Raw genomic sequence first — 24,190 nt, forward strand, 5'->3', positions numbered from 1 at the left:
TTCAAAAATAGTTCTTAATGTTCTACCAGTTTTAACCATTTTGGGCTAAATTTAAAGTACAACTTGTAAGATGGTGGAGCAGCTCTTCGAAAGGAGGAGGCTGTAAATGGATTTATTTCAGGCTCTTTCTGTTCTCTTCGCGTTCGGAATGTTTATAATCACATTGTTGGGTTATATTGAAAAGAGGAAATAATCCGCTTGGTTCTTGTTTTGGTGTGAAACCATACTGACTGAGAAACATCCGCCAATTACAAGTTGATTAATGAGTTGGATCATCCGATCTGACTCATCTTTTTTGAGGAGAGAATTCGATTTCTGTTGAATAGGCTTCGGGAAGAAGCTTTTTTCATTGCGTTTTATATGACTATAAATTATTATTTAGTCATATAAAATGAATAAGAGGCGACACCATGATACAATCAAAAGAGAAAGCCACCCTCGTCGGTGGAACGGTTAAGCGGGGCTTCGAGGGCGTAAAAGAGGCGTTTGTGCGCAATTTCGAGCGGCTTGGGGAAAACGGTGCCGCGTGCGCCGTCTATTGGCGAGGCGAGAAGGTGGTTGACCTGTGGGGCGGATACGCGGACCCGGTACGGCGGATTCCGTGGGAGGAGCGTACGATGGTTCCCGTGTTTTCGAGCACGAAAGGGTTTGCGGCCCTCTGTGCCGCCGTAGCTCATTCGCGTGGTTGGTTCGGTTACGACGACCCGGTAGCGCAATATTGGCCGGAATTCGGGAAGCACGGGAAGGAGCGGATCACGATCCGGCAGCTGCTAGCTCATCAGGCCGGCTTGTGCGCACTGGATGGGCTGGAGCTCCGTCGGTACGCCGATTTGGATACGGCGAACGTCGCAGGCCAGCTGGCGGAGATGAAGCCGGAATGGGAGCCGGGCTCGGCGCACGGCTATCATACGTGGACGATCGGCTGGTTTATCGGCGAGCTGCTGAGGCGGACCGATCCGCAGGGGCGAAGCCTCGGGCGGCTGCTGCAGGAGGAAATCTGCGCGCCGCTGCAAGCGGAATTTTACATCGGGCTGCCGGACGAGGTGCCGGATTCGAGACTCGCCAAGGTGCGGGGAATTGATAGTCCCTTGGACTTATTGTTTCATCTTCATGAAATCCCGATGGCGCTGTTCGCCGGATTTTTGAATCCTAGGTCGCTCACCTCCCGCAGTATGGTGGACCGCAAGCGGTTGGTGGCCAACGCGAACTTCAATGACCGGGACATGCTGTCGATCGAATTCCCGTCAGGCAACGGAATCGGCGAAGCCCGGGCTATGGCGCGGATTTACGGCGAGTTCGCCACAGGTGGAGGAAAGCTCGGGCTGACCGCCTCTACGCTGAAGGAGCTGTGCCGGCCTGCGGAGCCACCTGCCTCCGGCTGGTTCGACCGGGTGAACCGGGTCGACCTCGGCTATTCGCTCGGGCTGTGGAAACCGATCCCTCAGCGGATGTTCGGCAGCAGCCTGCACGCGTTCGGGCACCCCGGGGCCGGAGGCTCGTTCTGCTTCGCGGACCCCGATCTTGGGCTCGGCTACGCCTATGTTTTAAACCGGATCGGCGGCTATATGGACCGCAATCCACGGGAGAATACCGTGCGCCGCGCGGTTTACGACTGTCTGAAATCAATGGGGGAGGAAGACTAAGATGCCGAAATTTCGCAAAGAGGAAAAAGAAGCGATCCGCGAATGCTTGTTGTCCAAAGGAAAGGAGCTGTTCGTCCAATACGGCTTGAAGAAGACGAGCCTGGACGATATCGTGGCCGCTTGCGGCATCGCGAAGGGCTCGTTCTACAGCTTTTTTGATACCAAAGAGGAGCTGTACTTCGAAATCGCCAAGCGGGAGGAAAGCTTCAAAGACCGTTTGCTGGCGGATATGATGTCCTCGGAGCTTCCGCCTAAAGTCCTGCTCCACGAGCTGTTCCGGACAAGCTTCGAGACGATTGATGCGAATCCGTTCCTGCAACGGGTATTCCGGCAGGACGAATGGGAGCAGCTTGTCCGGAAGCTGCCGCAGGAAACGCTGCAGCAGCATGCGGAGGAGGATACCCGCGCCGCGCAGCGGCTCTTCGAGAAATGGCAGGGCCAAGGGGCTATGCTTCCTCTGGAGCACGAGGTTGTGGCCGGGCTGCTTCGGGCGGTCGTCTTCGTCTCGCTGCACAAAGCCGAGCTCGGGGATGTCTACGAGCGGGTGGTGGAGCTGCTGATCCGCTTCGTCGTCAACGGACTGACGTCTTCGGATGGCGATGGAACGAGAGAAGGCCAATGAACCGACGTGTGGACGTTTGCCGTTTTGAAGACCAGCTACTGGAATACTCGGTTGCAGGAGAGGGCGAGCCGATTCTTGTAATGCACGGCGGGCATTCCAACTGTTACGAGGAATTCGGCTACGAGGCCTTGATCCGCCAGGGGCACTGCTTGATTACCCCGTCCCGTGCGGGGTACGGCGGCACCTCCAAGGAGCTCGGGTCGAGCTTGACCCGAGCCTGCCGGGCGTACAATGCTTTGCTGGACCGGCTGCAGCTTGGCAAGGTGCATCTGTTGGCCGTTTCGGCTGGCGGCCCGAGCGGCATCCGTTTTGCTTCGCTGTACCCGGACCGTGTCCGCACATTCACGCTGCAATGCGCGGTGACGAAGGCTTGGCTGACTCCGCAGGATAAGGAATACCGCGTAGCACGGCTGCTGTTCCGTCCTCCTGCGGAAAAGGCGGTCTGGAAGCTGCTTGGCCGCTTGAACAACCGGTTTCCACGCTTCCTTTTCCGGCAGATGGCGCCTTCGTTCAGCACGCTCTCTCGGAGCGAAATCGTCGCGAAGGCTGACGAGGGGGATTGGGAAGCGTTCCGGCGGATGAACAACCGGCAGCGGTCGGGCGACGGCTTTTTCATCGATTTGTCCCAGACCGGAGACATCACCCCGTCGGAGTTTGAAAATGTACGATGCCCGGCCCTCGTACTACATAGCAAAAACGACCGGCTCGTCTCGCTGGAGCATGCATTTCACGCGCATCGCCATCTTCCGCAGTCGGAGCTTCGGCTGTTGGACACGTGGGGCCATTTGATTTGGCTCGGGAAGGGCGCAGATGGGAGACGAACGAGGCGATGCTGGCTTTTTTGCACGGTAATCGGATATAGAGGTACGCATGGCTCATGCAACCATTTGTGCGACTTTGCGTCTAATGGTTAAAAGGAGAGGATTCCATGAACTGGAAAATACCTTTGACCTGGCTGACGCTATGGTCGATACTGCTTCTTTGTTTCCCCGCGGCCACCCAAGCGGCTTCTGGAGACAAGAAAGTGCGGCTCCCCGACTTTCCTGTGCTCATCAACGGCCAAACGCTGGATAATGCGAAGCTGAAATACCCTTTTTTCGTCTACAAGGACATAACTTATTTGCCGCTCACCTGGGAATATACCCGGGCGCTCGCCATCTCGCTTTCCTTTGATCAGGATAAGGGGCTGCAGCTCGGCATGGGCGGAGGACAATTAAGCGGACGCTTTATCGGCTGGAAAAAGGAGGCGTTCCGACCCGACTTGTCCGGGTCCAATCCGCGGAATCGCGCGTATACGGCGACCATGCCCGATTTCCCGGTAACGATAAGCAACAATTATATCGATAACGGGAGCGAGCCGTTTCCATTGCTGGAATGGAACGACGTCACTTATTTGCCGCTGACTTGGAAATACGCTCACGACATGCTGGGACTGGAGCTCGTATGGGACGAAAACAAGGGACTGAACGTCATCGGCGGACAGCAGCAGGTACTCGGGGCGATTTACTATGACGACGCGGATTACTTGTATATGTATCCCGAGCTTGTTACGGAACCGGGGCGTGGCGGCCTGAAAGTAAAAAAATCGTTGGAAGAGACGCCGGTATGGATGACCGAAGAAGAGACGGGGGAGCTGCGAAAGCGCGTCGAAGAGCTGGAGAGGAAGAACGCAGGCGAACCGGTTTCTTTGGAGATGAAGGACGACGGGCTGTATTATCAAGGGCTACGGCTGCTGACCAAGGAGCAGATTACGGTAAGTCCGGGAGAAGCGGGCATGGCGGAAATCAGGGGACTGAAGGGTACGCGTTTTGAGCTGCCTTCCGGCATAACGCTGGTGTCCGTTGAAAAAACCACGGCTTACAATACCGGCCATTCATTATATGAATATCGCACGTTCCTGATTCTTCGGAAAGAGGTATCGGAAATCAAGGAGCTGCGGCAGCCTCTGGATCGGATCATTGCAAATGACGACGGGAGTTTCTGGCTGGTTTCCAACGGTGTCGATCTGATGCGCGGGAAGCTGCTGGCCGGCTCCCGACGGATTGCGCTGTTGGACGCCAAGGGCAACGTCCGTCTGGCGAACGAGGCGCTGAGCGAATCGGGTATTGTGGTGCCCGGCGTATCGACTCCAGGACTGAAGGATTTGTTAACGGATGATGGAAAACTGCTTATTTACCGCAGCGGCATAAGCAACGACGGAAATTTTACGCCCCAGGATACGCAAGGGTATTATTGGCTGGACACCGGCTTCAACGTCTCCAAAGCGGACGCTCTGGATGCGCTGGCCAGGGAAGAGAGTTCCCCGGACCGTCCGAGCCTGAACAAGAGTGTCTACATGGGGAGCGACCGCAAATTTTACCTCTTGCGCACAAAGAACAATACGATATTCAACTACTCGGATAACAAAACGGGCAGATGGTACGATGATGAGCTGCTCGCCACGCAATAAAGGAACGGCTCTCGGAAAACGAGAGCCGTTAACTTTTCAAAAACTATTCGTAAAAGAGATATTTTCCCTTATTCCAGGTTCAACGACACGATCCCCTTTTGACTTACCAAGTTTACGCAGCTTGATCCTCATGGATACTGTCGGACAGTGGGAAATTCAAGCTTAGGGGAGGGCAACGAGAAAGAGGGGCGTTTGCGCTTTAAAACTTCGTTTGCATGAAGCATTTCAGGATGGAGGAAGAAAATACGGCTTTCATCCCGTACCGTCTATCGATATTCGTCTTCAAGAAGACTTCATCTTGACCTTTCTCGTAAACATGGTGGGCTACAGAATAAGCGATCGTAGAGTCTTTGAGTTCATCAGAGAGGCTGCTGTTGATCACGGCGTAGTGTGTATCATACAGAGAAACGTAATACCCATATATGGTATCGGGCATGGGTTGAAGATCGACCTTAAGACCCAAATGCCCGGCCAGTTCGGACGGAGTGCTGGAGTGAAATTGTTGAGTCAAGGCATACGCTTGATCTTGGATGTGACGATGTTCGATCTTCAATTTGGCTTGTCTGTTTAGAAATTGCAGCGATGAGTAATTGTTAATTGAAACATCTGCTAGGCGACGACTCACGATCATATAATCAACCTCCATCATTTACCGAAAACAGGTCCGATTTAATAAGTGTTAGAACTTAGAAGCACGACAACTGTTTTAAATCAATCAGGATGTTTTCCAGTTATTTTTTTGTAATATATAGTTCTTTTGCTTTAAGTATAACATTAATTAAAGATAATTCTAGTAAATTTTTCTCAGTCTCTGTCAGCTCTACTCCGCGGAACATCACCTTCTTTTGGGCTAAAATGCTCTCCAGATCTACTTCGTTGGAACTATTCGTCGTCACCGGTTCTTTCCCCGTAAGGATCCAATCCAAAGAAACCTCGTATAAATCTGCCAAAACACGCAAGGTATTAATGTCCGGCTCGCTGCCTCCATTTTCATAGCGGCTTAAGGTCTTGTTGTTGATTCCGGTCCGTTCGGACACGTCTTTTTGCTTAAAGTTTATTCGTTCCCTTGCATAGCGCAGTCGTTCAGAAACCGTAGACATAAAGGAATCCTCCCACTTATCAAAAAAGTAATAGTACAGGCTGCCGTCTGGCTCAATTCTCAGGTTTCGAGGTTGACTTAAAAGGTGCATGGCTTAGGTCGCTGCGGGGAAGACGGCATGTAAGCTTTTTCGTTTTTTTCACATCGAAATGGACTTGTGATTTGCAGGAACGCTTCTCAGTATACTAGAGGCGCTTTTGGCGTTCAAAGTTCAAATGACTTCGCTACCGGAATATCTCCTTATGGAAATAACTATAGCATAGCGGTCTCATTAATTGAGAAAAAAACATTGTATTCTCATTAAATGAGAATTATAATAGGCTTTGTTCGCTGATTATCTCATTAATCGAGAATTACAGGAGGTGCAGCTATTTGATGGTCATCCGCAATGTGTTGTAACTCACGAACAAACTACTGGAAAGGAAGTTTAGTATGCAGAACCTTCAACAAAGATATGAGGTCTTGGAAGCTGAGAAATCGTTATTGAACATGAACGACCAGGCAGATATGTTGAAACTTTTAGTGATTGAGAACGAACAGGAGCAGCTACAAGCGCAAATGCATGAGCAAACGAGCACTCCAGCCGAAGAAGATCGTTCTCCTGTTCTCCCTGCAGAGCATGCATCGAGCGAATTCGATCAAGAGCTGATCGTTTCCCCGCCGGATAGCGATGAAATTGAGCTGAAGTACGATTTTAACGATATTTTCGGAAACACGCAGGCCAATAAAATCATAAGCGAGCTTCTGCGAGAGCAAAAAGCCGCTTTGCAGTCACTGCATCACAATCAGTTGAGCGAACTCCAATCCGCCTACGCGGCGCAGGAAGAAGAATTGGAGTCAGGTGTTGAGCTTATTTATCAGTTTAAGCAGAAGCTGGAACAATTAAACACGAGTGCCTTGGAAAAAGAAGATTTACTGGGCAAACTGACGCTGCAAAATCAGCATCTTCAGGATCAAATGAGTCAGTTGCAGCAAGAACGCGATGAGGCGATGGCCGCGCTGGACCATTTGAAAGCCGAGTTCAGCGGCAAAGCGGAAGAGCAGCAAAATGAAATCCTGCGCTTGCGGCAGCTTTTGAAACAGACGGAGACCCGGCAAAGTCCGGAACCAAGCGTGAAAGTAACAGGGACCTCCGAAACGCTTGAGGAGCTTGTGCAAAAAGCGAAGGAAAGCGCAGCCGAAAAAGCGACGCAGCAGCTCCTTGCGAGCCATGCTGAAGTGCTGCCCCCTCTTGCGTTCCAGCCCAACGCTGTTATCCCTGTTCCTGCGTTGTCGGGACAAGCTGCGCAAACCGATGCGGTGGCTGTGGGACCTCTGCAAGAACAGATGAAAGATATGCTGGTCTGGAAAAAGGATATGGAGGAATGGCGGGAAGGCGAAGCCGCTTGGCGGGTTGACGTCGAGAAGCAGTTGTCCAGACTCAGCCATGCAACTCTGGCGTCATTGACGGCAAACGTTTAATCGAAGAAAGGGAGAGACGCATGACCAATACAGAGCGGGAAAAAGTCGTAACGCTTCTCAAAAACTATCAATCATATAAATATGCGGTAGACAACTATGTGTCGGAAAGCTCGTATACGCTCTCCGTGTCCAAGCTGGATTTTGCTCCCCGTAATGGCAGTTACGGTTCGAGGGAGCCCGGCGTGCTGACCCATAGCTGCGAGCAAGACGCGGCGGACTATCGAATGTACAGCCGGCTTGTGCAAATGATTGAGGGTGCGCTCAAGACGTTGTCGGATGTCGAATATGAAATTATTCATTATAAATGGATGAAGGGCTGGACCTTGAAAGAAATCGAGGTTCGCCGAAATTACGGCATTGATTCGACCAAAGCGATTCATCGCCGCGCGCTGGAGAAGCTGGCGATTTGCTTCATGTTCACCGAGCCGGCGGAAATCCTGCCGGTGCAAAACCGCAGCTTGCCGGGCGAAACTCAAGAGGCGTTTGCGTAAACAACCACCTTTCAACCACCTTTCCCATGATATAGTAATACCATGAGAAAGAATCGATACGAGCGAAGCCATGAAACTACTATAGATGAAACATGTAAAAGTGATGGGAGCCGGCGCCGTTTGGCGCGGTGAACATCGCTTTTTATTTTAGACGATACAGGAGGGTACATATGAGCAGTGATAAGACGAAGCGCCTGAGGTTGAATAAATGGGTCGGCTCCGACCAAGTTCTTCGTTCCGAGTTTAACGAGAATTTCGACAAGATCGATGCGTATGTCGATGACAGCCTGGCGGTGAAGACAACTTCCGTGCAGTTGAAGCAGGGCCTGCAGGTGATCGATGTGAACCAGAGCAGTCCCCTGAATAATGTAACCATTCAAGGGCGGACGTTGGTTAATTTGCTTGGGCGGGATGGGAATTGTGAGGATTTAACGAAATGGGGAACTTTCCAAGTTTCTCAGGCGCTTGATTCCAATAACAAGAGCATTGGAAACAATGCCATTAAGCTGACCTTATCAACCGGGTTTACAAGCGGCAGCATAAGCACCATTACAACCCGCACATTCTCCTTCAAAGCCGGTAAATATTACGTCGCCATCGCGGACATAAAAAATGGTACTGCGACAAATGGAAACTTTTACATTAACGGCACGACGGCAGCAAAAGGACAACACATCATTACCGCAACGGACAAATTTTATCCGGCGTGGAGGGCATATAATCCAGATGCCGACGTTAGCGGCTTGAGTATGGTATTATGCATAAACGGTGCGGCGGGACAATATGCGTATTTTGACGGCGTACGCATATATGAAATCACGCAAGCGGAATATAACGCGCTCGATAGTATGACACCGGAGCAGATTGCTGCGAAATGGCCTTACGTTGACGATATGAAAAGCGTTTATTCGCCATATATCATCAAGTATGGGGAAAACCTGTTGCCGCCGTTTATGGAGTGGAATTATGTATCTCCGACAGGGGTGTTTAAGGAACCGTACACCCTATCGATTATTGGTGGTACAAATCCTATTTCGTACAATGCATGGGTAATAGTTCCAGTCCTACGTAATACAAGTTACACATTATCTGCACAGCATAACGGTCGTATTGCTGTTTATACACAGACCGTACAACCTATCGCGGAGTATACCACATCAGGCAGCTTGACATTTAACTCGGGTGATAACAATGTAGTTCACGTATACTTTTCAGCAAATGGATCAAACGGTGTTTTTTCATTCACAAATCCGATGCTTAATCTTGGTCCAGATGCATTGCAATTCAAGCCGCGCAACGATGATCACCTTTTCTTCCCGAACCTCCAACTTGCCTCCAACGTTGACAGAACGGTTTACGATACGCTGTTTCAGCTTGACGGAAAGTACTGGAAGCAGGTGCGTTTTAAGACGATGGACTTGACGGGTGATTTGGAATGGGAGCCCTTAGGAAAAGGTCCTGGCTGGAAAAGTGTAACTACTAACGCTAATACTGTTGCTGATGCATTATTGAATTCTAACTTTGGTTTGAGTACTTTTAAAAAATTTGACGGAAAGATTCTTAGCCCGTATAGCACAACATCTGGATTAGACACGGGATGGATTCCAACCGATTACTCCGTTCGGATAGGCATTCCTAACTCGGATAGCGGGTGGGATGATGCATACCCCCCATCACCCGGCGACATTAAGGCGTATTTCAACGGCTGGCGTATGTTTCAAGAGGGGCAGGACCCAAATACATCAACTTACAAAAGTGGAACCAAGTGGTGGTTAAATCGTGGAAATGATACAACAACTACTACGCCAAATATCGTTCAATCCGCTTGGAAAGTGTCACAATCTCCGTATAAACTCCAATACCAACTTGTCACGCCGACCGTCGAAGAAGTGAGGTCCGAAGGCGGGATCACGCTTCACGAAGGGCCGAACCATTTTGAAGTTGGTGCTGGTATGATTATACACGAGCGTGTCACGCCGCATACAGATTTTGTTTCTGTGGGGATTAACAACTACTCTCCCGGGTGGGAGCGTTCCCGAACGAAGTACCGTGTAGGTAAGTTCTTCGGAGTCTACCGAAATGGTCTTCGTGATGGATGGCGTTACGATGACGTGACCACATCGGGTGGTTATGGTGGCGTCATTGCGGTGCGGTCACCACAAGGATTTAACGCTGGCGATCCGTACACCGTCACTTATCTTGCGCTCGATCAGCACGCACTAAGCTGCAATGTCCAATCAATCCAATTTGATCGCGCAGCAAATATGAAAACCGTCGTCGATACGCTGGCAGCCGGACAGTCCGACATGGTAGCGCGAGTAGGGGCGCTTGAGATTACGCGTGCTCAGCGTGCACAGCCACAGTGGATAAATGCGACTCCACTAAGTGGGTGGGTGAATTACGGTGGCTTTAACTACAATCTTTCATATATGAAGGATGAACTTGGATTTGTCCACGTACGAGGTACAATTAAGGGTGGAGCAACATACGCAGGCGCAGTATTATTTATTTTACCGAGAGGGTATCGACCAACTGGCCTAACGAGAACAGTTACAACGAACGGCCTTGTTGGAGGGGGTACAGCGCCTACATATCTTGCGGCGGAACCTTCCTACGGAAATGTCTTCATAGACATTTCGCCAATATCTAACGAGTGGTTGGAAGTTAACTTAATACCATTTTTAGCGGAGGCGCGTTAAATGAAAGAAGCCATTATCGTAGATCAATTGGGCATATACAAGGAACCGACACTCGTTGCGGATGATGAAACGGGAGTATCGTCCATTATTACATATAAGGATTCCGAAGGCGGCAAACAGACGGCAATTGTTCAGGGACATATCGTAGCCGTCCCCGTCCCGGAAGGATTGCATTTACCCAAATGGGACTTTACCCAAGAACAATGGATAGAGGGCAAGCCCGCAGATGAATTGCTGATCCTGCAGAAAGCGAGTAAACTCGCTGAACTAAAAAGACTTTGCACGGAAGCCATCGAGGGAACTTTCACCTCTTCTGCTCTGGGGGAGGAGCATGTTTATTCTTTCGATATGGAAGCACAGCTTAATTTTCAAAGCACCAAAGAATTGATGAATATGCACCCTAATTTTACACAAACATCTTGGAAAACACGCGACGCGGGCGTACTGATGCATACGAAGGAACAGTTCACCCGACTTTGGCTTGATGGACAAATGCATAAAACAAACCTGATCGAGAAGTTTAGACGACTGGAAAAAGAACTTGAACACGCCACTTCAGTGGATGCGGTCAATTCTATCCGGTGGTAGAAGCTTCTTTTTATGTATGGGAAATCTGGGGGAATCTAAAATGAGCAGCGGTAAGACATCGAATCTGAAATTGCATAATTGGACAGGCTCGGATCAGGTATTGAGGTCGGAGTTTAATGAAAATTTTGAGAAGATAGATGCTTTTGCAAGTGAGCTCATGGCCATGGGCTCGATCCCGGTTCGGTTAAACTATGGGATGCAGACCATCAACGTAGAGCACACCAGAATGTTGGAAAACGTCAGTATGAAAGGGAGAACTCTGATTAATTTGCTAGGGCGGGACGGAAATTGCGAGGATGCCTCCAGGTGGAACCCGTATACCAGTGCCATGCTTTCGCTGGACTTCGTAAAAAAAGCGTCCGGGTCGAACAGCATACAGTTTAAAATAGTCAGCGGTCAACTTTCGGCCGGCATTGTGAAAGCATACACGGTCTCAGCGGGAAAATATTACATCGCAATAGCGGACGTAGCGAACACTGACATTCAAAACGGGATCGTGTTGAACTTTGGCAGTAATAATACGGCCGAATATACTGGAACATCGTTCGTGACAAAATGGGTGAAACTGGCCCCAAGCGTGAGCGGTCAGCAACTTCTAAGCATTTTTGGGTCTGGTACACCTGACCAGACGGCCAACGTTGATAATGTCCGTCTCTATGAAATAAGCGCGGAAGACTACGCGAACATTGATCGTATGACGTCGGAAGAGATCGCCGCCAAATGGCCATACATTGATAGTATGAAGTCTGTCTACTCGCCATATATCATCAAGTACGGTGAGAACTTGCTGCCGCCGTTTACGGAGTGGAATGTGACGGCAGGAAACGGCGGAACACCGAAATTGGACATTGATGATCCCTTCTCTGCCAGTTTAATCGCCGATTTGAGCGGGCAAGCGATATATGTAGATATACCCGCCGCACCGAATACAACGTATACGTTAGCTTTAGCGTCGTTGCCTGCCAATGGTTTTATAGGGTTGAATAGTTTTGATGAAAATATGCAGTTTGTAAGTGCTTATGAAGGTTATACATCAAAAGTGAGTAAAACCGTTACAACCGAGCCGCACGTAAGATATTTGCGGGTCATGCTTGGTAATCATACCTTTGGTGCGGGGACGTATAGGTTCATGAAGCCTATGCTGTCCTTGGGTTCAACGACGAAGCCCTTCAAATCCCGCAACGACGACCACCTGTTCTTCCCAAATGTTCAACTTGCCTCCAACGTTGACGGAACGGTCTATGACACATTATATCAACGTGACGGGAAGTACTGGAAGCAGGCGCGATTCCGAACGATAGAACTGGATGGGAAGCTGGATTGGTCTTTAGCAGATGGTATCTATTCAGGATTTAAGGAAGTCAAAGTCCCTGTAATGGGGGATGTTACGAATGCTGCGGTACTTGTAAAACACGATGGAAAGCTGTTAAAAGCTAAACCGGACGGAACCAAACCTTCAGGCGGGGACGAGTTTACTTTAACGACGGGCAGCAGTCATTTGTTTATTTCGATCTCCAACTCCGATAGCGGATGGGGGGATTCGTATAAACCCTCCGAGGAAGATATTAAGGCTTATTTTAATGGCTGGCGCATGTATCAAGAAGATACGTCAGCGGCAACCGGAATATATGTGTCGGGAAAAAAATGGTGGGCGCGACGAAATGGTACCGGGTTCGATTCAGCTACGGCGGAAATCGTGCCGACCGCCTATGGTTTTATTAACGGCCCGACCCCATACAAACTTCAATACCAGCTTGCTGCGCCAACGGTCGAGGAAATCATAGCGGAAGGCGGAATCACGTTCCATGAAGAACTCAATCAAGTGGAAGTCGGCAATGGGATGATCGTCAGGGAGCATCACAACGTAGTGACCATTGGCGGTAACTCTTACATGTTAGCGGGAGCGGGGCAAAAGTACCGTGCGGATCGAGCGTTTGCGGTATATAAGGATGGTGTGAACGCGGGGTGGTCGCTGAAGCGCAGAGCAAGTTTTGATGTGAATTATGGATGGGGCTATGCCCAAACGCTTTCGTCGAATGTAGACCCATCCGGGACTTATACGGTCACTTATCTTGCCTTTGATCAACATGCTCTCACCTGCAATGTTCAATCGCTCCAAGGGGAGTATGCAGGTAATCTGAAGTCCGTTGTCGATACGCTAGCAGCCAATCAGGCGGATATATCGGAACAGATTACAGAGCTTCAAGGCGGAACGGATGCGGCCAGACAAGCGTTTGAGGAACATATATTAAGGAAGGACAACCCGCACGACGTAACTCCGGCACAGATCGGTGCAGAAACCCCTGGCGGAGCTCAAAATAAGGTCGACGCTCATGCAAACTCTACCTCGGGCGCGCATGGGGCTACATCGTCAGCGGTTGCCGGCAAGATCATTCAACGGGACGCCGCCGGGCGGGCCAAAGTAGCTGCACCGGCTGCTGCGGACGATATCGCAAGAAAACAGGAGACCGATGCCGCTCAATCAAGGGCAAACGCAAGCTTGCCGAAAGACGGCAGTGAACCGATGACCGGCAGACTCGTCGTTCCCGCGGGTCCTGGCGGCGGAATTCATTTTCCAAATGATGCATTCGGTGGAAGTGCAGATACCGCGAGCATCACGCTTCGTCAAAAATCCGGCGAAGATCAGGAATTGACGATAGAGGTTCAAAATGACCTGGCGGATACGATCAATTTTAAAACTCCGCATCCAGAAGGCGTATATGTTAATGGACACAGGGTATGGCATGCCGGGAGTATTACGCCATTAGATAGAAATGATGGTGGCACAATAATGAATAACGTCGAAATAAGAAGGAGTGGTGGGGGAAACTATGCTGAGACGAATACGAATCTAACGATCGTAAACAGTAATGATCCTTCGATCAAATTCGTAAATGCGGGGAGTAATAAGTCGGTTTGTTTGTTCATACCGGGCGACGGTTCGGATGACTTAGTTGTAGGTGGAGGAACCAAGGGCCAGAATTCCTATAAACTCATGCACAGCGGAAACAGCATTCAGTTTCGTATCAACAACAATGGCATACTCGAATATTGGAACGGAGGAGGGTGGCAAGCAGTGGGCAAATGAGGATTTAAAAGCGCTCTGACTTATTCCGTTCAGTGGTGAACAGAATTTTTTATACATTTGCAATCTAGGGGAGGGGATAACTGTTGAGCAGCAATAAAACGCCGCATCTGAACTTGCATCATTGGACAGGCTCGGATCAGGTATTGCGAACGGAGTTTAATGAAAATTTCGAGAAGCTAGATACTCGCGTAAGCCAACTCATGGCGGCGGACGCGACTCCGGTTCAGTTAAATCATGGGATGCAAAATGTTGACGTAAAGCAGACCAGTGTGCTGGAGAATATCAGCATAAAGGGCCGGACGCTGGTGAACCTGCTCGGACACGCTGGAAACTGCGAGGACGCAGCGAAGTGGAATGATTATCACACCACCCATGCGCTCAATCCCAACAATTTTGTTTACGGCAGCAACGGCTTGAAGGTCACCGTCGCAGACGGCTATACGATTGGCTCCGCTGTAACCGCGAGAGGGTTCAATTTTGATGCGGATAAGTACTATCTTCTTATGGGCGAGTTAAAGAACGGCAACGCCACACAGATGAATCTGTCTATATCCGGACAAGGCCCGCCAACGGCAACGAACGCGGTTGTAGATACTTCGAAGTTTACTCTTACTTTTGGAAAGTTTACCGGCATATCCGCAACGGATGTGGGAATAAATGTAACTGTAACCGGAGCTGCCGGGCAATTTGGGTATGCGGATGGAGTTAGACTTTTTGAAATATCCAAAGAGGACTATGATGCCATCGACAGGATGACGCCGGAGCAGATCGCTGTCAAATGGCCTTACGTCGAAGATAGGAAATCGATCTACTCGCCGTATATCATCAAGTACGGGGAGAACCTGCTGCCCCCGTTCACAGAGTGGGAAGTGATTCGTACTGACGGAGGCACGAATATCCTGGGTCCGTACAAAATTCAACAGCAAACGACGGCTAAGGATACATGGCTGGGAACGGCCAAGCTGCCGTGCATGCCATCTACGCCGTATACGTTGAGCATGATCCATACGGGCAAAATGCTTCTCCGGTTTTATAAAAAGGATGGAACATTCGTTGAAGCCGGGGGTGGCTATACCTCCGAACAGTCCGTTACCGGAACGTCTCCATCCGACGTGAGCTATATTGTCGTATACACTACTAATCCTGAGCCTGTTGGAACGTTTACGTTTGAGAAAGGGATGCTTAACGTCGGACCAACGGCGCTGCCGTTCAAACCGCGCCATGATGACATGTTACTTTTCCCGAATGTACAGCTTGCTTCAAGTGCAGATGGGAAGGTATACGATCAATTATTCAAGAGTGGCGGGAAGTACTGGAAGCATACGCGGATCAAAACGATGGTACTGGATGGCTCTAGAAATTGGAAACGCACGGGTAATTATGCCGGTTTCAAGCAATTGTCGCTTGAAAGCCCCGTTTTTCCTATCACAGGGGACCTAGGACTATTTATGAAGTACGACAAGGTACTCCCTAATCTTACGGGCATCCCGTCTGCCCCGGACAGAGGAGCTATTGCACAGGATTCGGGCATTGTTTATGTTACCGTTTCCGACGAGGATAGCGGATGGGGGGATAAGTATGAACCGTCAAAAGAAGAGATTAAGGCATATTTCTACGGGTGGAAATTAATCGACACTAGCGGAAAGCTGTGGAACGGAGGAGACCCTCAGTATAAACGTTGGTACGCCTATTGGTCGCCTGGGGCTGTGTGGAATCCAGACAAAGAAAATGAATTTACTAAAAAAACGGCTCCCAGCAATCTCGCGCCGGGTTACAAGCCTTATAGTCTTCAATACCAGCTTGCTGTGCCAACGGTCGAGGAAATTCGGGTTGAAGGCGGGATTACGCTTCACTCAGGACTGAATCAGGTTGAAGTGGGAACCGGGATAATTATAAGGGAAAGAGCGAATCCGATTGATCCGAACGGAATTTATTTGATAAATAACACGGCGGCTCCAGGCTCTAGTCTTAAGAATAGAACGAATAGGATTCTAACCGTGTTCAGAAATGATCGAATTGATCAGGCTTGGATCAAAAGAGACAGCTTTAAAAGCTCATCGGCTTACGGGGGAGCAGATGCATTCATTCCTGCTTTATCTGGAAATTACGACCCCACGGCAGTTTACACGGTCACCTATCTTGCCCGCGACCAATACGCTCTCACCTGCAACGTTCAATCGATTCAAGGGGAGTATGCAGGCAATCTGAAATCCGTTGTCGATACGTTGGCAGCCAATCAGGCGGACATGGCGTCGCAGGTCTCGGTTGTTCAAGGAATACAGGATCGACTTGAAGCAGCATTGCCGCTTAACGCCTTGTCGCGGCAAGCCATCATCAATGGCGGGTTCGATATAGCGCAACGGGGTACCAGCGTTATCCAGAACGGTAATTACGGCGCTGAAAATGCGTATGGATATGGTTTGGATAGATGGGTTGGGCAGGTATTTGCCGGATTTGGAGGTTTAGGGTCTGCCAGCTTTACGATGTCGCAGCAGCCTTTTGCATTGGGCCAGACCGCAGTCCCCGGAAATCCAAAGTACTTCGGAAGGTTAAGTGTAACTTCGGTCGGTACCAAGGGAACCAGAAGTGCATTCATGAGGATGGCACAGTTTGTCGAGTCCGTGTACACATTTGCCGGACAAAAATGTACGGTAAGCTTTTGGGCCAAGGCGAGCAGCAGTCGCCAAATCGCGGTCTCTTTGTTTCAAAATTTCGGATACGGTGGCAGCCCATCTTCAAGTGTGTCATGCCCAGGCGGTAAAACGATCAATCTGACAACGGCTTGGCAATTTTTTACGGTCACGTTCGATGTTCCATCTATTGCTGGGAAAACTTTGGGAACAAGTAAAAGTGACTATTTGGGGCTTTACTTTATTCCTTACAAACAAGATAACGAAGTCATTTCCATACCGTCCGGTGAGGTCGGTACGTATGCAACAGGAGATTTCGATTTCGCCCAAGTCCAGCTTTGTGCTGGTGACGTAGCTCTTCCGTTTCAGCCGAGACATTTTGCGGAGGAATTGGCGCTGTGTCAGAGGTACTTCTGCAAAACGTTCCCGTATTCGACGCCCCCTGCGAATAATGCCGGACGTGGCGGGGCTCTGGGGGTGAGATTGGCAGGATCCACCGAGCCGATCGTACGCTGGCAGTACCCCGTTCCGATGCGCATATCGCCGTCATTTGTACTTTATTCTCCCCAAGGAGGGACAACGGGTCAATGGAGGAATGACTACAACTCTACGTCATCCGCTAACGCGATGCCATTTTCCGGATCAGAAAAGAGTGCGGGGATCGGAAACTCAGAATTTAGTTTGCCAGCGGGATATTACGAGATTCATGCAGTCGCAGACGCCGAAATTTAAAGAAAGGGGTATGCCTGTGAACGCCTACAAACACTACTTACGCACGGACGCGGCCGACCTCGTCATTCACGGATTTTCATCCGCGTTCGAGATCCCGGAGCGGACGGACATTTGCATTGACGAAAATGCCGGCAGGCATTTTACGATACAACTGCGCAACGAGCGCTTGCAATGCAAATATAAGTGGCTAAGCGGAGAACTTGCCGAACGAAGCCAAGAAGAGTTGGATGCCGAGTGGGCTGCCCGACCAGTTGCGCAAATGACGCCTGAAGAGAAGATTGCTTCGCTGACTGCGCAATTGAAAAAACAAGAAGAACAGGCGGCAGCCGTCAGCGCCGACTTGCAGGCATTCATGGAATATTTCATGAGCAAAGGAGAGTAGGCCCGCCATGGCAAATTTACCTTTTCTTGTCTCCACTTATGCACGTAACATTACCATGTTTGGTAACGAACGTTTGACACCTCGGGATGGTTTCAAAGGGATACCGGAAAGTTACCGCTCGGACGTGAAAAGCTATGCTGCCCGCAATTATGATTACGACGAGCTTGACCGCGCCTTAGATAAAGGCTGGATCAGTCGGCAAGAGCATGACGACATTATGGCTTTAAAAACGGAAGCGGATCCCATCAACAAGCTGGCAACTAAAGTTTTTGAAGTCGGTCCTTTGATTCGGCCGTAGCGCGATGAATAATTTCTTCGCGCTATTTTATTTGGAAGTGAGGGGTTATTGATGAGCGGCAATAAAACTTCAAACTTAAACATGCATCATTGGACAGGCGCTGATCCGGTCTTAAGGACGGAATTTAATGAGAACTTCGAGAAGATAGATGCCTTTGCGGGTCAACTGCTGGCAGAGGAGCCGGCCCCGGTGCAGCTAGGCTATGGGATGCAAGTTGTAAATGCGAAGCAGACCAGTATGTTGGAGAACGTCAGCATCAAAGGAAGGACCTTGGTGAACCTGCTCGGGCGGGAAGGAAACTTTGAAAATAGCGGCAAGTGGACTGAAGGTAATGGGGATCTCATCATTGATGCTACCGTTCGCAAGTTTGGAAACTCAAGTGGTAAGATCGATAATTCAACTGGCACAGGGGAAAAGGTACGATATAATTCTCAGCCGCTTTATTTGGCCGGAAAATATGTGCTTTATGGGGTATGGGCAAAGTCTGCGGCCGGGACACCTCAAGGAGAACTATTCTTAATCGTCAGAAACGCAGACGGGACAGTAAAATGGACAAATACCGTTGATAACGGACATCGATCTTTTTATATCAATGCTACTCCCGAATGGCGGTTCTACTATCAGGTATTGGATTTAACCGGTTCGTCGGTACCGTATTATACGGCAAGAATCGACGTCAACACTTTCGGAACCGCTAATGATATCATCTATTATGACGGACTTGTTGTTTACGAAATTTCGCAGGACGAATTTACGGCTTTTCGTGAAAATAAACTCAGTTACGACCAGGTTGTAGCGAAGTATCCTTATGTAGACGATGTAAAGCACGTAAATTCGCCTTATGTTATTAAATATGGCGACAACTTGCTGCCGCCGTTTCACGAGTGGATACTGAATCCCAACGCTACCGCAATTGACCCTTATAAATTGAGACTGGTAACCAATACAGTCGATTCTTACAGTACGGCGAGAGTTGCCGTTTTACCGGGAAGGCATTACACATTAAGCGGAGATCCCGGGTCTGGAAACTACGAGGTTTACGCCTGTGATTCGGACTATAACTTTATAAAGGACTTTGGTCAATTTCTTGCTTCAAACAGTTCTATAACATTCAAGACACCGAGCACAGCAAGCTATTTGGATATTCGCGCGACGAACAGAAACACCGCGAGCATTGCGACTACATTCAGTCAGCCTATGCTTAACCCTGGTACGGCGGCAAAACCATTCCAACTACGCAACGACGATTACTTGTTCTTCCCGAACGTCCAACTCGCCTCAAACGTTGATGGGACGGTCTACGATACGCTGTTTCAGCGTGACGGGAAGTACTGGAAGCAGGCGCGATTCAAGACGATGGACTTGGATGGGAGCTTACCGTGGAAATTTCACAACGATGGTACAGGGTTTAAGCAAGTTCGTATTGAGAACCTATACACAAATGCGCGAAATAAAACGGTGATAAAGCATGATGGTAAAATCTTGACGGTTACGCCTACCGCCATATCTTTGGCCGATAGCGTTTATCACAATCCTACTAATTCTATTACGTTAAATAATCTGTATATCTCCATTGCCGACACGGACAGTGGTTGGGGGGAGTCATATGAGCCTTCGCCAACGGAGATACAAGCCTATTTCAACGGTTGGAAAATGTTTGAATGGGGCAAATTCAACAATACTACTTATACACGAACTGACAACGCGTTAAAGGCTTGGGTACAAATCGGGGAAACGGATTACGGCAGTCCAAAAAATACGACAAGAACCACACCGTCTACGACTATGGCGACAGCGTTTAAATACAGGCCCTACAGGCTTACTTACGAACTTGCTGCACCGGCAGCCGAAGAAATCTCATTTGAAGGCGGGATATCGTTCCGCGAAGGGCTGAATCAGGTTGAAGTCGGTAATGGGATGATCGTACGGGAAAAGGCCCCACTAGCTATCAACGCTGGTGTAGCCGTAGCTATGGGTGATGTTTCTTCACCAAGCGCGTATGTTATGCGACAAATTAGGGCCGTTTATAAAAATGGACAGCACGATCCTACATGGTATGAGTCTACACTCAATCCTATTGGATTGGTTAAAGCTCGTTTAGACTGGATGAATTACGACCCCACCGCCACCTACAACGTCACTTACCTGGCACTCGACCAGTATGCGCTCACCTGCAACCTTGAATCCATCCAAGGCGAGTATGCGAGTAACTTGAAAAAGGTTGTCGATCAACTGGCAGCCCATCAAGCAGACGTAGAGGCCCGGGTCAGTACAGCGGAAAATTTGGCCCGACAAGTACATATCAGCCAGAAAGGCGTTGTTAACCCTTGGGGAGATAACAACAGCGCGATCAGCAAAGCCATCAACGGCTATCAAAAATTGCCGAGCGGTCTCATCCTTCAATGGGGTACGGCAGCGATATCCAACTCCGGAACGGTAACGTTTCCCGTTGCGTTTCCTAACTATGTGATGCATATTTTTGGTCAAGTGGAAACATCGGCAGCCTCGCAAACCGTTGGCATTGGAAGCTACACGAACACGCAGTTCATGGCATGGACGGTAGCAGGGTCACAACAAACTATCCACTGGTTTGCCATTGGTTACTGAGGAGGGGACTTCAAGTGGCTCAATATTATGCGGAGTTTGATGCGAGAGGAAATATCCTTGCTTTTTACAATGACGATGTATGGGATACGGATAAAATACCTTCCACGGTTATTCCGATCACTGAAGAGCAATGGAAGGATGCCGTCAGCGAACAAGGTAAGTACGTTGTTCAAAACGGCCAATTCTGTATGCCATCAGAAGATCAGAGGAAGAAGTGGCTCGCTATCCAACATCTTTATCCGACCGCCGTGCGAATGGTTGATTTCGTCGTACAGGACGACTTGGATGGCAAGGGGGCCTACATTGCGCAATGGAACCTTGACGCTCCGAAACCAACTAACGAGGAGTTGCAAGCTGCGTTGGAAGCGATGCAGCCTAAAGAGTCAGATGATTCCATAGAACAAAAGAAAGCCAAAAAGCTGCGTTACCTGGACAAGTGCTGCTCGCAAGCCATTACCGGAACTTTTCTGTCTTCTGCTGTCGGCGAAATGCACGAATATTCGTATGACTTGGAAGCTCAAATCAATATGCATTCTTTGAAGGAATTGTTTACGACGGACCCTGCTTTGAAAGAAGCGAAATGGAACACTCGTGATGCGGGCGTTATCGTACATACCAAAGACCAGTTTACACGGTTATGGACGGACGGCATGATGCACAAGATCGCCCAGTTGGACAAACTAAGGTTTCTTGAATCCAAGCTTCAAGCGGCGAGCACATCTTTCGAGATAGAGCAAATCAAGTGGTGTTGACCCGGAGCGCAATGGAACATGCAAGATTAGGGCCGGACCAGCCCGCTGGAAAGGAGGTGAACTCCAATGAAACGCACAAGGAGGCTGAAAACATGAGAGCTGAAATTCAAGCGCGCCTGATCGCACAATTGCCTGAGATCGGGGGGCGATGTTACCAGCTTCACGAGGTCAGTTCGTCCACGCCGAAGCCGTATTTGGTACTGCTTCAGCGCAAGGAGGAGCAGGAGGAGCCGTGGAGGGGGCTTGTCCGCCATTACGAGGTGCGGTGCTACAGCGGAATGACATCGTTTCACGAAGTCGATGCGCTGATGGCTAAAGTCAAACAGGCGCTGGATGGACAGCGCTTGACGGAAGGCGGCGCGGGCGGCGCTTCGTTCACATGCCGTTACGAGGGCACGCATCGTTCAGATGAAGTGGATACGACGCTGTCGGCTATATCAAGAAGCGCCAGATTTTCCGTACAGATCAAGCCTTCCGGAGGGACGGATGCCGCAACCGCTGCAGACCCGTGGGTGGAAGCGCTGGCCAAATGGACAAGCCTTCAATTGCCTTCCGAATGGAAGGTGTACCGCAACACTTGGCCTGTCGATTACTCCGCTCCATCGATCCTGTGGAGGATGACCGACTTCGAGATGCAGGATCAGGGCAGCGTCCTGTGCCAATTGAAGAAAAAGATGACAGGGCATGTTCTGGGCCGCACCTTGGCGGAACAAAATTCAAAGGCCGCCGAGATGGTAAGCAAGCTGATCGGCGCCAAAAAAATCATGCTGGATGAAGCGAACAAGAGGTACGTCACGATTGTCGCTCCCGCCTTGCACACGCCGAAGGACGAAATGATCGAAGGTCAGCTGACGCTGACATTGAGCAGAATGGTGGATCGCCGTTCTCAGGACGAACCAACGGCTGTGTTGATTGGCGGCGTTAAACCTAACGCAATCATTGAATAACTTTTAAAGGAGAGAATGAATCATATGTCGATGTATACTCGCGAAGAGTTAATGGCGAACGCCTTAACTGTATTTGGCGTGTCTCCGGAAGCGGTTATCGGAGCGTTGTTCGGAGCAGAGGAAGAAACGTTTTCGGTAGAGGAAGCACGGGAGCGCATTGAACAATTTATGAACAGGAGAGTGAATGAGTAATGGCAGGAGGAACTTGGAGTACGGTAGATAAGTCGGTTTTGCCAGGCATGTATGTGAATTTTCAGGCGGCGGCCCTGGCTTCGATTCAATCGGGCGCGCGGGGCGTCGTTGGCGTTCCGGTTAAGGCGCACTGGGGTCCGGTACGCAGCTTTGTCGAAATTACAAGCGAAGCGGGCATTTTGGAGAGCTTCGGAGGCGACACGGATGGCAACGCTACCGCTTTGACGACGTTGAAGCTGGCGCTGCTGGGCGGAGCGAAAAAGGTGGTCGCATACCGTCTGGCCGATAACACGGCAGCCGCTTCCGCTTTGACGCTTCAAGATACGGCAGGAACGCCGAAGGATGTTCTGAAGTTGAATGCCAAATATCCCGGCGCGCGAGGCAACAACTTCAAGGTAACGATTCAACCGGATATCGCGGACGCGACTAAGAAAAATATGAAGCTTTTTGAAGGTACGAAGCTTCTGAAAACGTTTGTCTTCGCCAGCGGGAAGATTCAAACGGCTGTCGATGCCATCAATAACGACAGCGGCAACGTGTGGGTGACGGCGACTAAGCTGGATGACGGCAGCGGCGAGCTCAAGGATGTCTCCAACGTGGCGCTTGCGGGCGGCAATTCGGGAATTGGCGGCGTGACGGCGACCGATTACACGAATGCGCTAACGGCTTTTGAAACGCGCGATTTTAACTATTTTGCACTGGACGGCGTTTCGGACTCGGCTATTCAAGCCAGCGTTGTGGCATGGGTGAAACGAGTTCGCTCCGAAGGCAAAGGGGCGGTTGTCGTGCTCGGAGGCAGCCTCGCAGACGATACGGCATCGGATGCCGTGAACAAGGCGAGCGTGCGCAGCACGGCGAACTTCAACCATGAGGGTGTTATCAACGTAGGGACAGGCGTGATCTGGAACGGCGTGAGCTATAGCTCCGCTCAAGTATCTGCGTACGTTGCCGGTGTGATCGCCGGACAGAAGCTTAGCGAATCCGCGACATATGCTGCTTCGCCATTCAGCGATGTCGTTCGCAGATGGACGCGCAGCGAGCAAGAGCAGGCGGTGACGAACGGCGTATTCTTATTTTACCATGATGGCCGAATCGTAAAGGCGCTTAGAGCCGTCAACTCGCTCGTCACCTTGCGTCAAGGCCAGAACAGCTCTTGGAAAAAAATTAGAACGATTCGCGTTATGGATGCCATTAACAGCGATTTGATGCAGGCGGCCGAGAACAACTATATCGGCAAAGTGAACAATACCGAGGAAGGCCGTCTCGCCCTTATCGGCGCATCGAAGCAATATATGCAATCGCTGGTTCAAGGCGGTGTCATTGAAGCTACCGGCTGGGATGTGTATTTGAACCCGCTCTACTATGGTTCGTCGGCAACGATCACTCCGGCTCCGGATCAAGTTTATATTCAGTGGGAAGCGCGGTTAACGGACGCGATGGAGCAAATTTTCGGAACCTTTATCGTGCTGTAAGCCGATGCATTCGAAGCAAATTTTTGCGATAACCTAAG

Annotated in this window: 19 protein-coding genes and 1 pseudogene; 18 read left to right on the forward strand and 2 right to left on the reverse strand. The window is 49.9% G+C overall.

Annotated features, from left to right (window positions below; all coding sequences use genetic code 11):
- The first annotated feature begins 106 nt into the window (after nucleotides 1-106).
- The 5 genes and pseudogenes from KQX66_RS37345 (at nucleotide 107) to KQX66_RS11175 (ending at nucleotide 4,714) form a co-directional block, all read left to right on the forward strand.
- Nucleotides 107-193, forward strand: a complete 87-nt coding sequence (locus KQX66_RS37345) for a putative holin-like toxin (RefSeq protein WP_220388992.1) — start codon at nucleotides 107-109, stop codon at nucleotides 191-193.
- 217 nt (nucleotides 194-410) lie between these two features.
- Entirely contained in the window at nucleotides 411-1,643 is a 1,233-nt protein-coding gene (locus KQX66_RS11160) for a serine hydrolase domain-containing protein (RefSeq protein ID WP_216792542.1), read from the forward strand.
- A gap of 1 nt (nucleotide 1,644) precedes the next feature.
- Complete coding sequence (locus KQX66_RS11165) at nucleotides 1,645-2,265, forward strand: TetR/AcrR family transcriptional regulator (protein ID WP_054972721.1); 621 nt, start codon at nucleotides 1,645-1,647, stop codon at nucleotides 2,263-2,265.
- Nucleotides 2,262-3,127, forward strand: a pseudogene (locus KQX66_RS11170) (alpha/beta fold hydrolase). Before KQX66_RS11165 ends, KQX66_RS11170 begins: the two are co-directional and overlap by 4 nt.
- Nucleotides 3,128-3,193: 66 nt before the next feature.
- Nucleotides 3,194-4,714 carry a hypothetical protein gene (locus tag KQX66_RS11175; RefSeq protein WP_216792543.1) on the forward strand — a complete coding sequence of 507 codons (1,521 nt, stop codon included), beginning with the start codon at nucleotides 3,194-3,196 and terminating at the stop codon, nucleotides 4,712-4,714.
- 199 nt (nucleotides 4,715-4,913) lie between these two features.
- Here the strand turns inward: KQX66_RS11175 and KQX66_RS11180 are convergent, their stop codons facing one another.
- Nucleotides 4,914-5,345 carry a hypothetical protein gene (locus tag KQX66_RS11180; RefSeq protein WP_216792544.1) on the reverse strand — a complete coding sequence of 144 codons (432 nt, stop codon included), beginning with the start codon at nucleotides 5,343-5,345 and terminating at the stop codon, nucleotides 4,914-4,916.
- A 100-nt stretch (nucleotides 5,346-5,445) separates the two neighbouring features.
- The gene (locus tag KQX66_RS11185) at nucleotides 5,446-5,814 is read right to left on the reverse strand and encodes a helix-turn-helix domain-containing protein (protein WP_063179965.1); all 369 of its coding nucleotides are present in this window, start codon (nucleotides 5,812-5,814) and stop codon (nucleotides 5,446-5,448) included.
- A gap of 506 nt (nucleotides 5,815-6,320) precedes the next feature.
- On the opposite strand from KQX66_RS11185, the gene KQX66_RS11190 reads away from it, so the two are divergent.
- The 13 genes from KQX66_RS11190 to KQX66_RS11250 all read left to right on the forward strand — a co-directional run bounded on the left by KQX66_RS11190 (nucleotide 6,321) and on the right by KQX66_RS11250 (nucleotide 24,152).
- Entirely contained in the window at nucleotides 6,321-7,274 is a 954-nt protein-coding gene (locus KQX66_RS11190; RefSeq protein WP_216792545.1) for a hypothetical protein, read from the forward strand.
- Nucleotides 7,275-7,294: 20 nt separating this feature from the next.
- Nucleotides 7,295-7,765, forward strand: a complete 471-nt coding sequence (locus KQX66_RS11195) for an RNA polymerase sigma factor sigma-70 region 4 domain-containing protein (RefSeq protein WP_216792546.1) — start codon at nucleotides 7,295-7,297, stop codon at nucleotides 7,763-7,765.
- A gap of 170 nt (nucleotides 7,766-7,935) precedes the next feature.
- Entirely contained in the window at nucleotides 7,936-10,464 is a 2,529-nt protein-coding gene (locus KQX66_RS11200; protein WP_216792547.1) for a hypothetical protein, read from the forward strand.
- Complete coding sequence (locus KQX66_RS11205) at nucleotides 10,465-11,052, forward strand: DUF4376 domain-containing protein (RefSeq protein WP_216792548.1); 588 nt, start codon at nucleotides 10,465-10,467, stop codon at nucleotides 11,050-11,052.
- A gap of 40 nt (nucleotides 11,053-11,092) precedes the next feature.
- Nucleotides 11,093-14,140 (forward strand): hypothetical protein, encoded by a 3,048-nt coding sequence (locus KQX66_RS11210; protein ID WP_216792549.1) that lies wholly within the window; start codon nucleotides 11,093-11,095, stop codon nucleotides 14,138-14,140.
- Nucleotides 14,141-14,223: 83 nt separating this feature from the next.
- Nucleotides 14,224-17,502, forward strand: coding sequence for a hypothetical protein (locus KQX66_RS11215; protein WP_216792550.1), 3,279 nt, complete (start codon nucleotides 14,224-14,226; stop codon nucleotides 17,500-17,502).
- Between the two features lie 16 nt (nucleotides 17,503-17,518).
- Nucleotides 17,519-17,884, forward strand: a complete 366-nt coding sequence (locus KQX66_RS11220; protein ID WP_216792551.1) for a hypothetical protein — start codon at nucleotides 17,519-17,521, stop codon at nucleotides 17,882-17,884.
- Between the two features lie 7 nt (nucleotides 17,885-17,891).
- Nucleotides 17,892-18,182, forward strand: a complete 291-nt coding sequence (locus KQX66_RS11225) for a hypothetical protein (RefSeq protein WP_216792552.1) — start codon at nucleotides 17,892-17,894, stop codon at nucleotides 18,180-18,182.
- A 51-nt stretch (nucleotides 18,183-18,233) separates the two neighbouring features.
- Entirely contained in the window at nucleotides 18,234-20,789 is a 2,556-nt protein-coding gene (locus tag KQX66_RS11230) for a gp53-like domain-containing protein (protein ID WP_216792553.1), read from the forward strand.
- Nucleotides 20,790-20,803: 14 nt separating this feature from the next.
- The gene (locus KQX66_RS11235) at nucleotides 20,804-21,541 is read left to right on the forward strand and encodes an XkdW family protein (RefSeq protein ID WP_216792554.1); all 738 of its coding nucleotides are present in this window, start codon (nucleotides 20,804-20,806) and stop codon (nucleotides 21,539-21,541) included.
- 92 nt (nucleotides 21,542-21,633) lie between these two features.
- On the forward strand, nucleotides 21,634-22,488 hold the full coding sequence (locus tag KQX66_RS11240) for a DUF3168 domain-containing protein (RefSeq protein WP_216792555.1): 855 nt from the start codon (nucleotides 21,634-21,636) through the stop codon (nucleotides 22,486-22,488).
- A 24-nt stretch (nucleotides 22,489-22,512) separates the two neighbouring features.
- Complete coding sequence (locus tag KQX66_RS11245) at nucleotides 22,513-22,680, forward strand: YqzN/YkzM domain-containing protein (RefSeq protein ID WP_163852416.1); 168 nt, start codon at nucleotides 22,513-22,515, stop codon at nucleotides 22,678-22,680.
- Entirely contained in the window at nucleotides 22,680-24,152 is a 1,473-nt protein-coding gene (locus KQX66_RS11250) for a phage tail sheath family protein (protein WP_216792556.1), read from the forward strand. The genes KQX66_RS11245 and KQX66_RS11250 overlap by 1 nt, the downstream gene beginning before the upstream one ends.
- Nucleotides 24,153-24,190 lie beyond the last annotated feature (38 nt).

Origin of the sequence: Paenibacillus oleatilyticus (assembly GCF_018998565.1) — a bacterium.
Classification (GTDB): Bacteria; Bacillota; Bacilli; order Paenibacillales; family NBRC-103111; genus Paenibacillus_G; species Paenibacillus_G oleatilyticus.

What these genes read in the sequence shown, in the direction of transcription:
- KQX66_RS37345 (WP_220388992.1), top strand. Translation starts at nt 107, where the DNA reads ATGGATTTATTTCAGGCTCTTTCTGTTCTCTTCGCGTTCGGAATGTTT.
- KQX66_RS11160 (WP_216792542.1), top strand. Translation starts at nt 411, where the DNA reads ATGATACAATCAAAAGAGAAAGCCACCCTCGTCGGTGGAACGGTTAAG.
- KQX66_RS11165 (WP_054972721.1), top strand. Translation starts at nt 1,645, where the DNA reads ATGCCGAAATTTCGCAAAGAGGAAAAAGAAGCGATCCGCGAATGCTTG.
- KQX66_RS11175 (WP_216792543.1), top strand. Translation starts at nt 3,194, where the DNA reads ATGAACTGGAAAATACCTTTGACCTGGCTGACGCTATGGTCGATACTG.
- KQX66_RS11180 (WP_216792544.1), bottom strand. Translation starts at nt 5,345, where the DNA reads ATGATCGTGAGTCGTCGCCTAGCAGATGTTTCAATTAACAATTACTCA.
- KQX66_RS11185 (WP_063179965.1), bottom strand. Translation starts at nt 5,814, where the DNA reads ATGTCTACGGTTTCTGAACGACTGCGCTATGCAAGGGAACGAATAAAC.
- KQX66_RS11190 (WP_216792545.1), top strand. Translation starts at nt 6,321, where the DNA reads ATGTTGAAACTTTTAGTGATTGAGAACGAACAGGAGCAGCTACAAGCG.
- KQX66_RS11195 (WP_216792546.1), top strand. Translation starts at nt 7,295, where the DNA reads ATGACCAATACAGAGCGGGAAAAAGTCGTAACGCTTCTCAAAAACTAT.
- KQX66_RS11200 (WP_216792547.1), top strand. Translation starts at nt 7,936, where the DNA reads ATGAGCAGTGATAAGACGAAGCGCCTGAGGTTGAATAAATGGGTCGGC.
- KQX66_RS11205 (WP_216792548.1), top strand. Translation starts at nt 10,465, where the DNA reads ATGAAAGAAGCCATTATCGTAGATCAATTGGGCATATACAAGGAACCG.
- KQX66_RS11210 (WP_216792549.1), top strand. Translation starts at nt 11,093, where the DNA reads ATGAGCAGCGGTAAGACATCGAATCTGAAATTGCATAATTGGACAGGC.
- KQX66_RS11225 (WP_216792552.1), top strand. Translation starts at nt 17,892, where the DNA reads ATGGCAAATTTACCTTTTCTTGTCTCCACTTATGCACGTAACATTACC.
- KQX66_RS11230 (WP_216792553.1), top strand. Translation starts at nt 18,234, where the DNA reads ATGAGCGGCAATAAAACTTCAAACTTAAACATGCATCATTGGACAGGC.
- KQX66_RS11240 (WP_216792555.1), top strand. Translation starts at nt 21,634, where the DNA reads ATGAGAGCTGAAATTCAAGCGCGCCTGATCGCACAATTGCCTGAGATC.
- KQX66_RS11245 (WP_163852416.1), top strand. Translation starts at nt 22,513, where the DNA reads ATGTCGATGTATACTCGCGAAGAGTTAATGGCGAACGCCTTAACTGTA.
- KQX66_RS11250 (WP_216792556.1), top strand. Translation starts at nt 22,680, where the DNA reads ATGGCAGGAGGAACTTGGAGTACGGTAGATAAGTCGGTTTTGCCAGGC.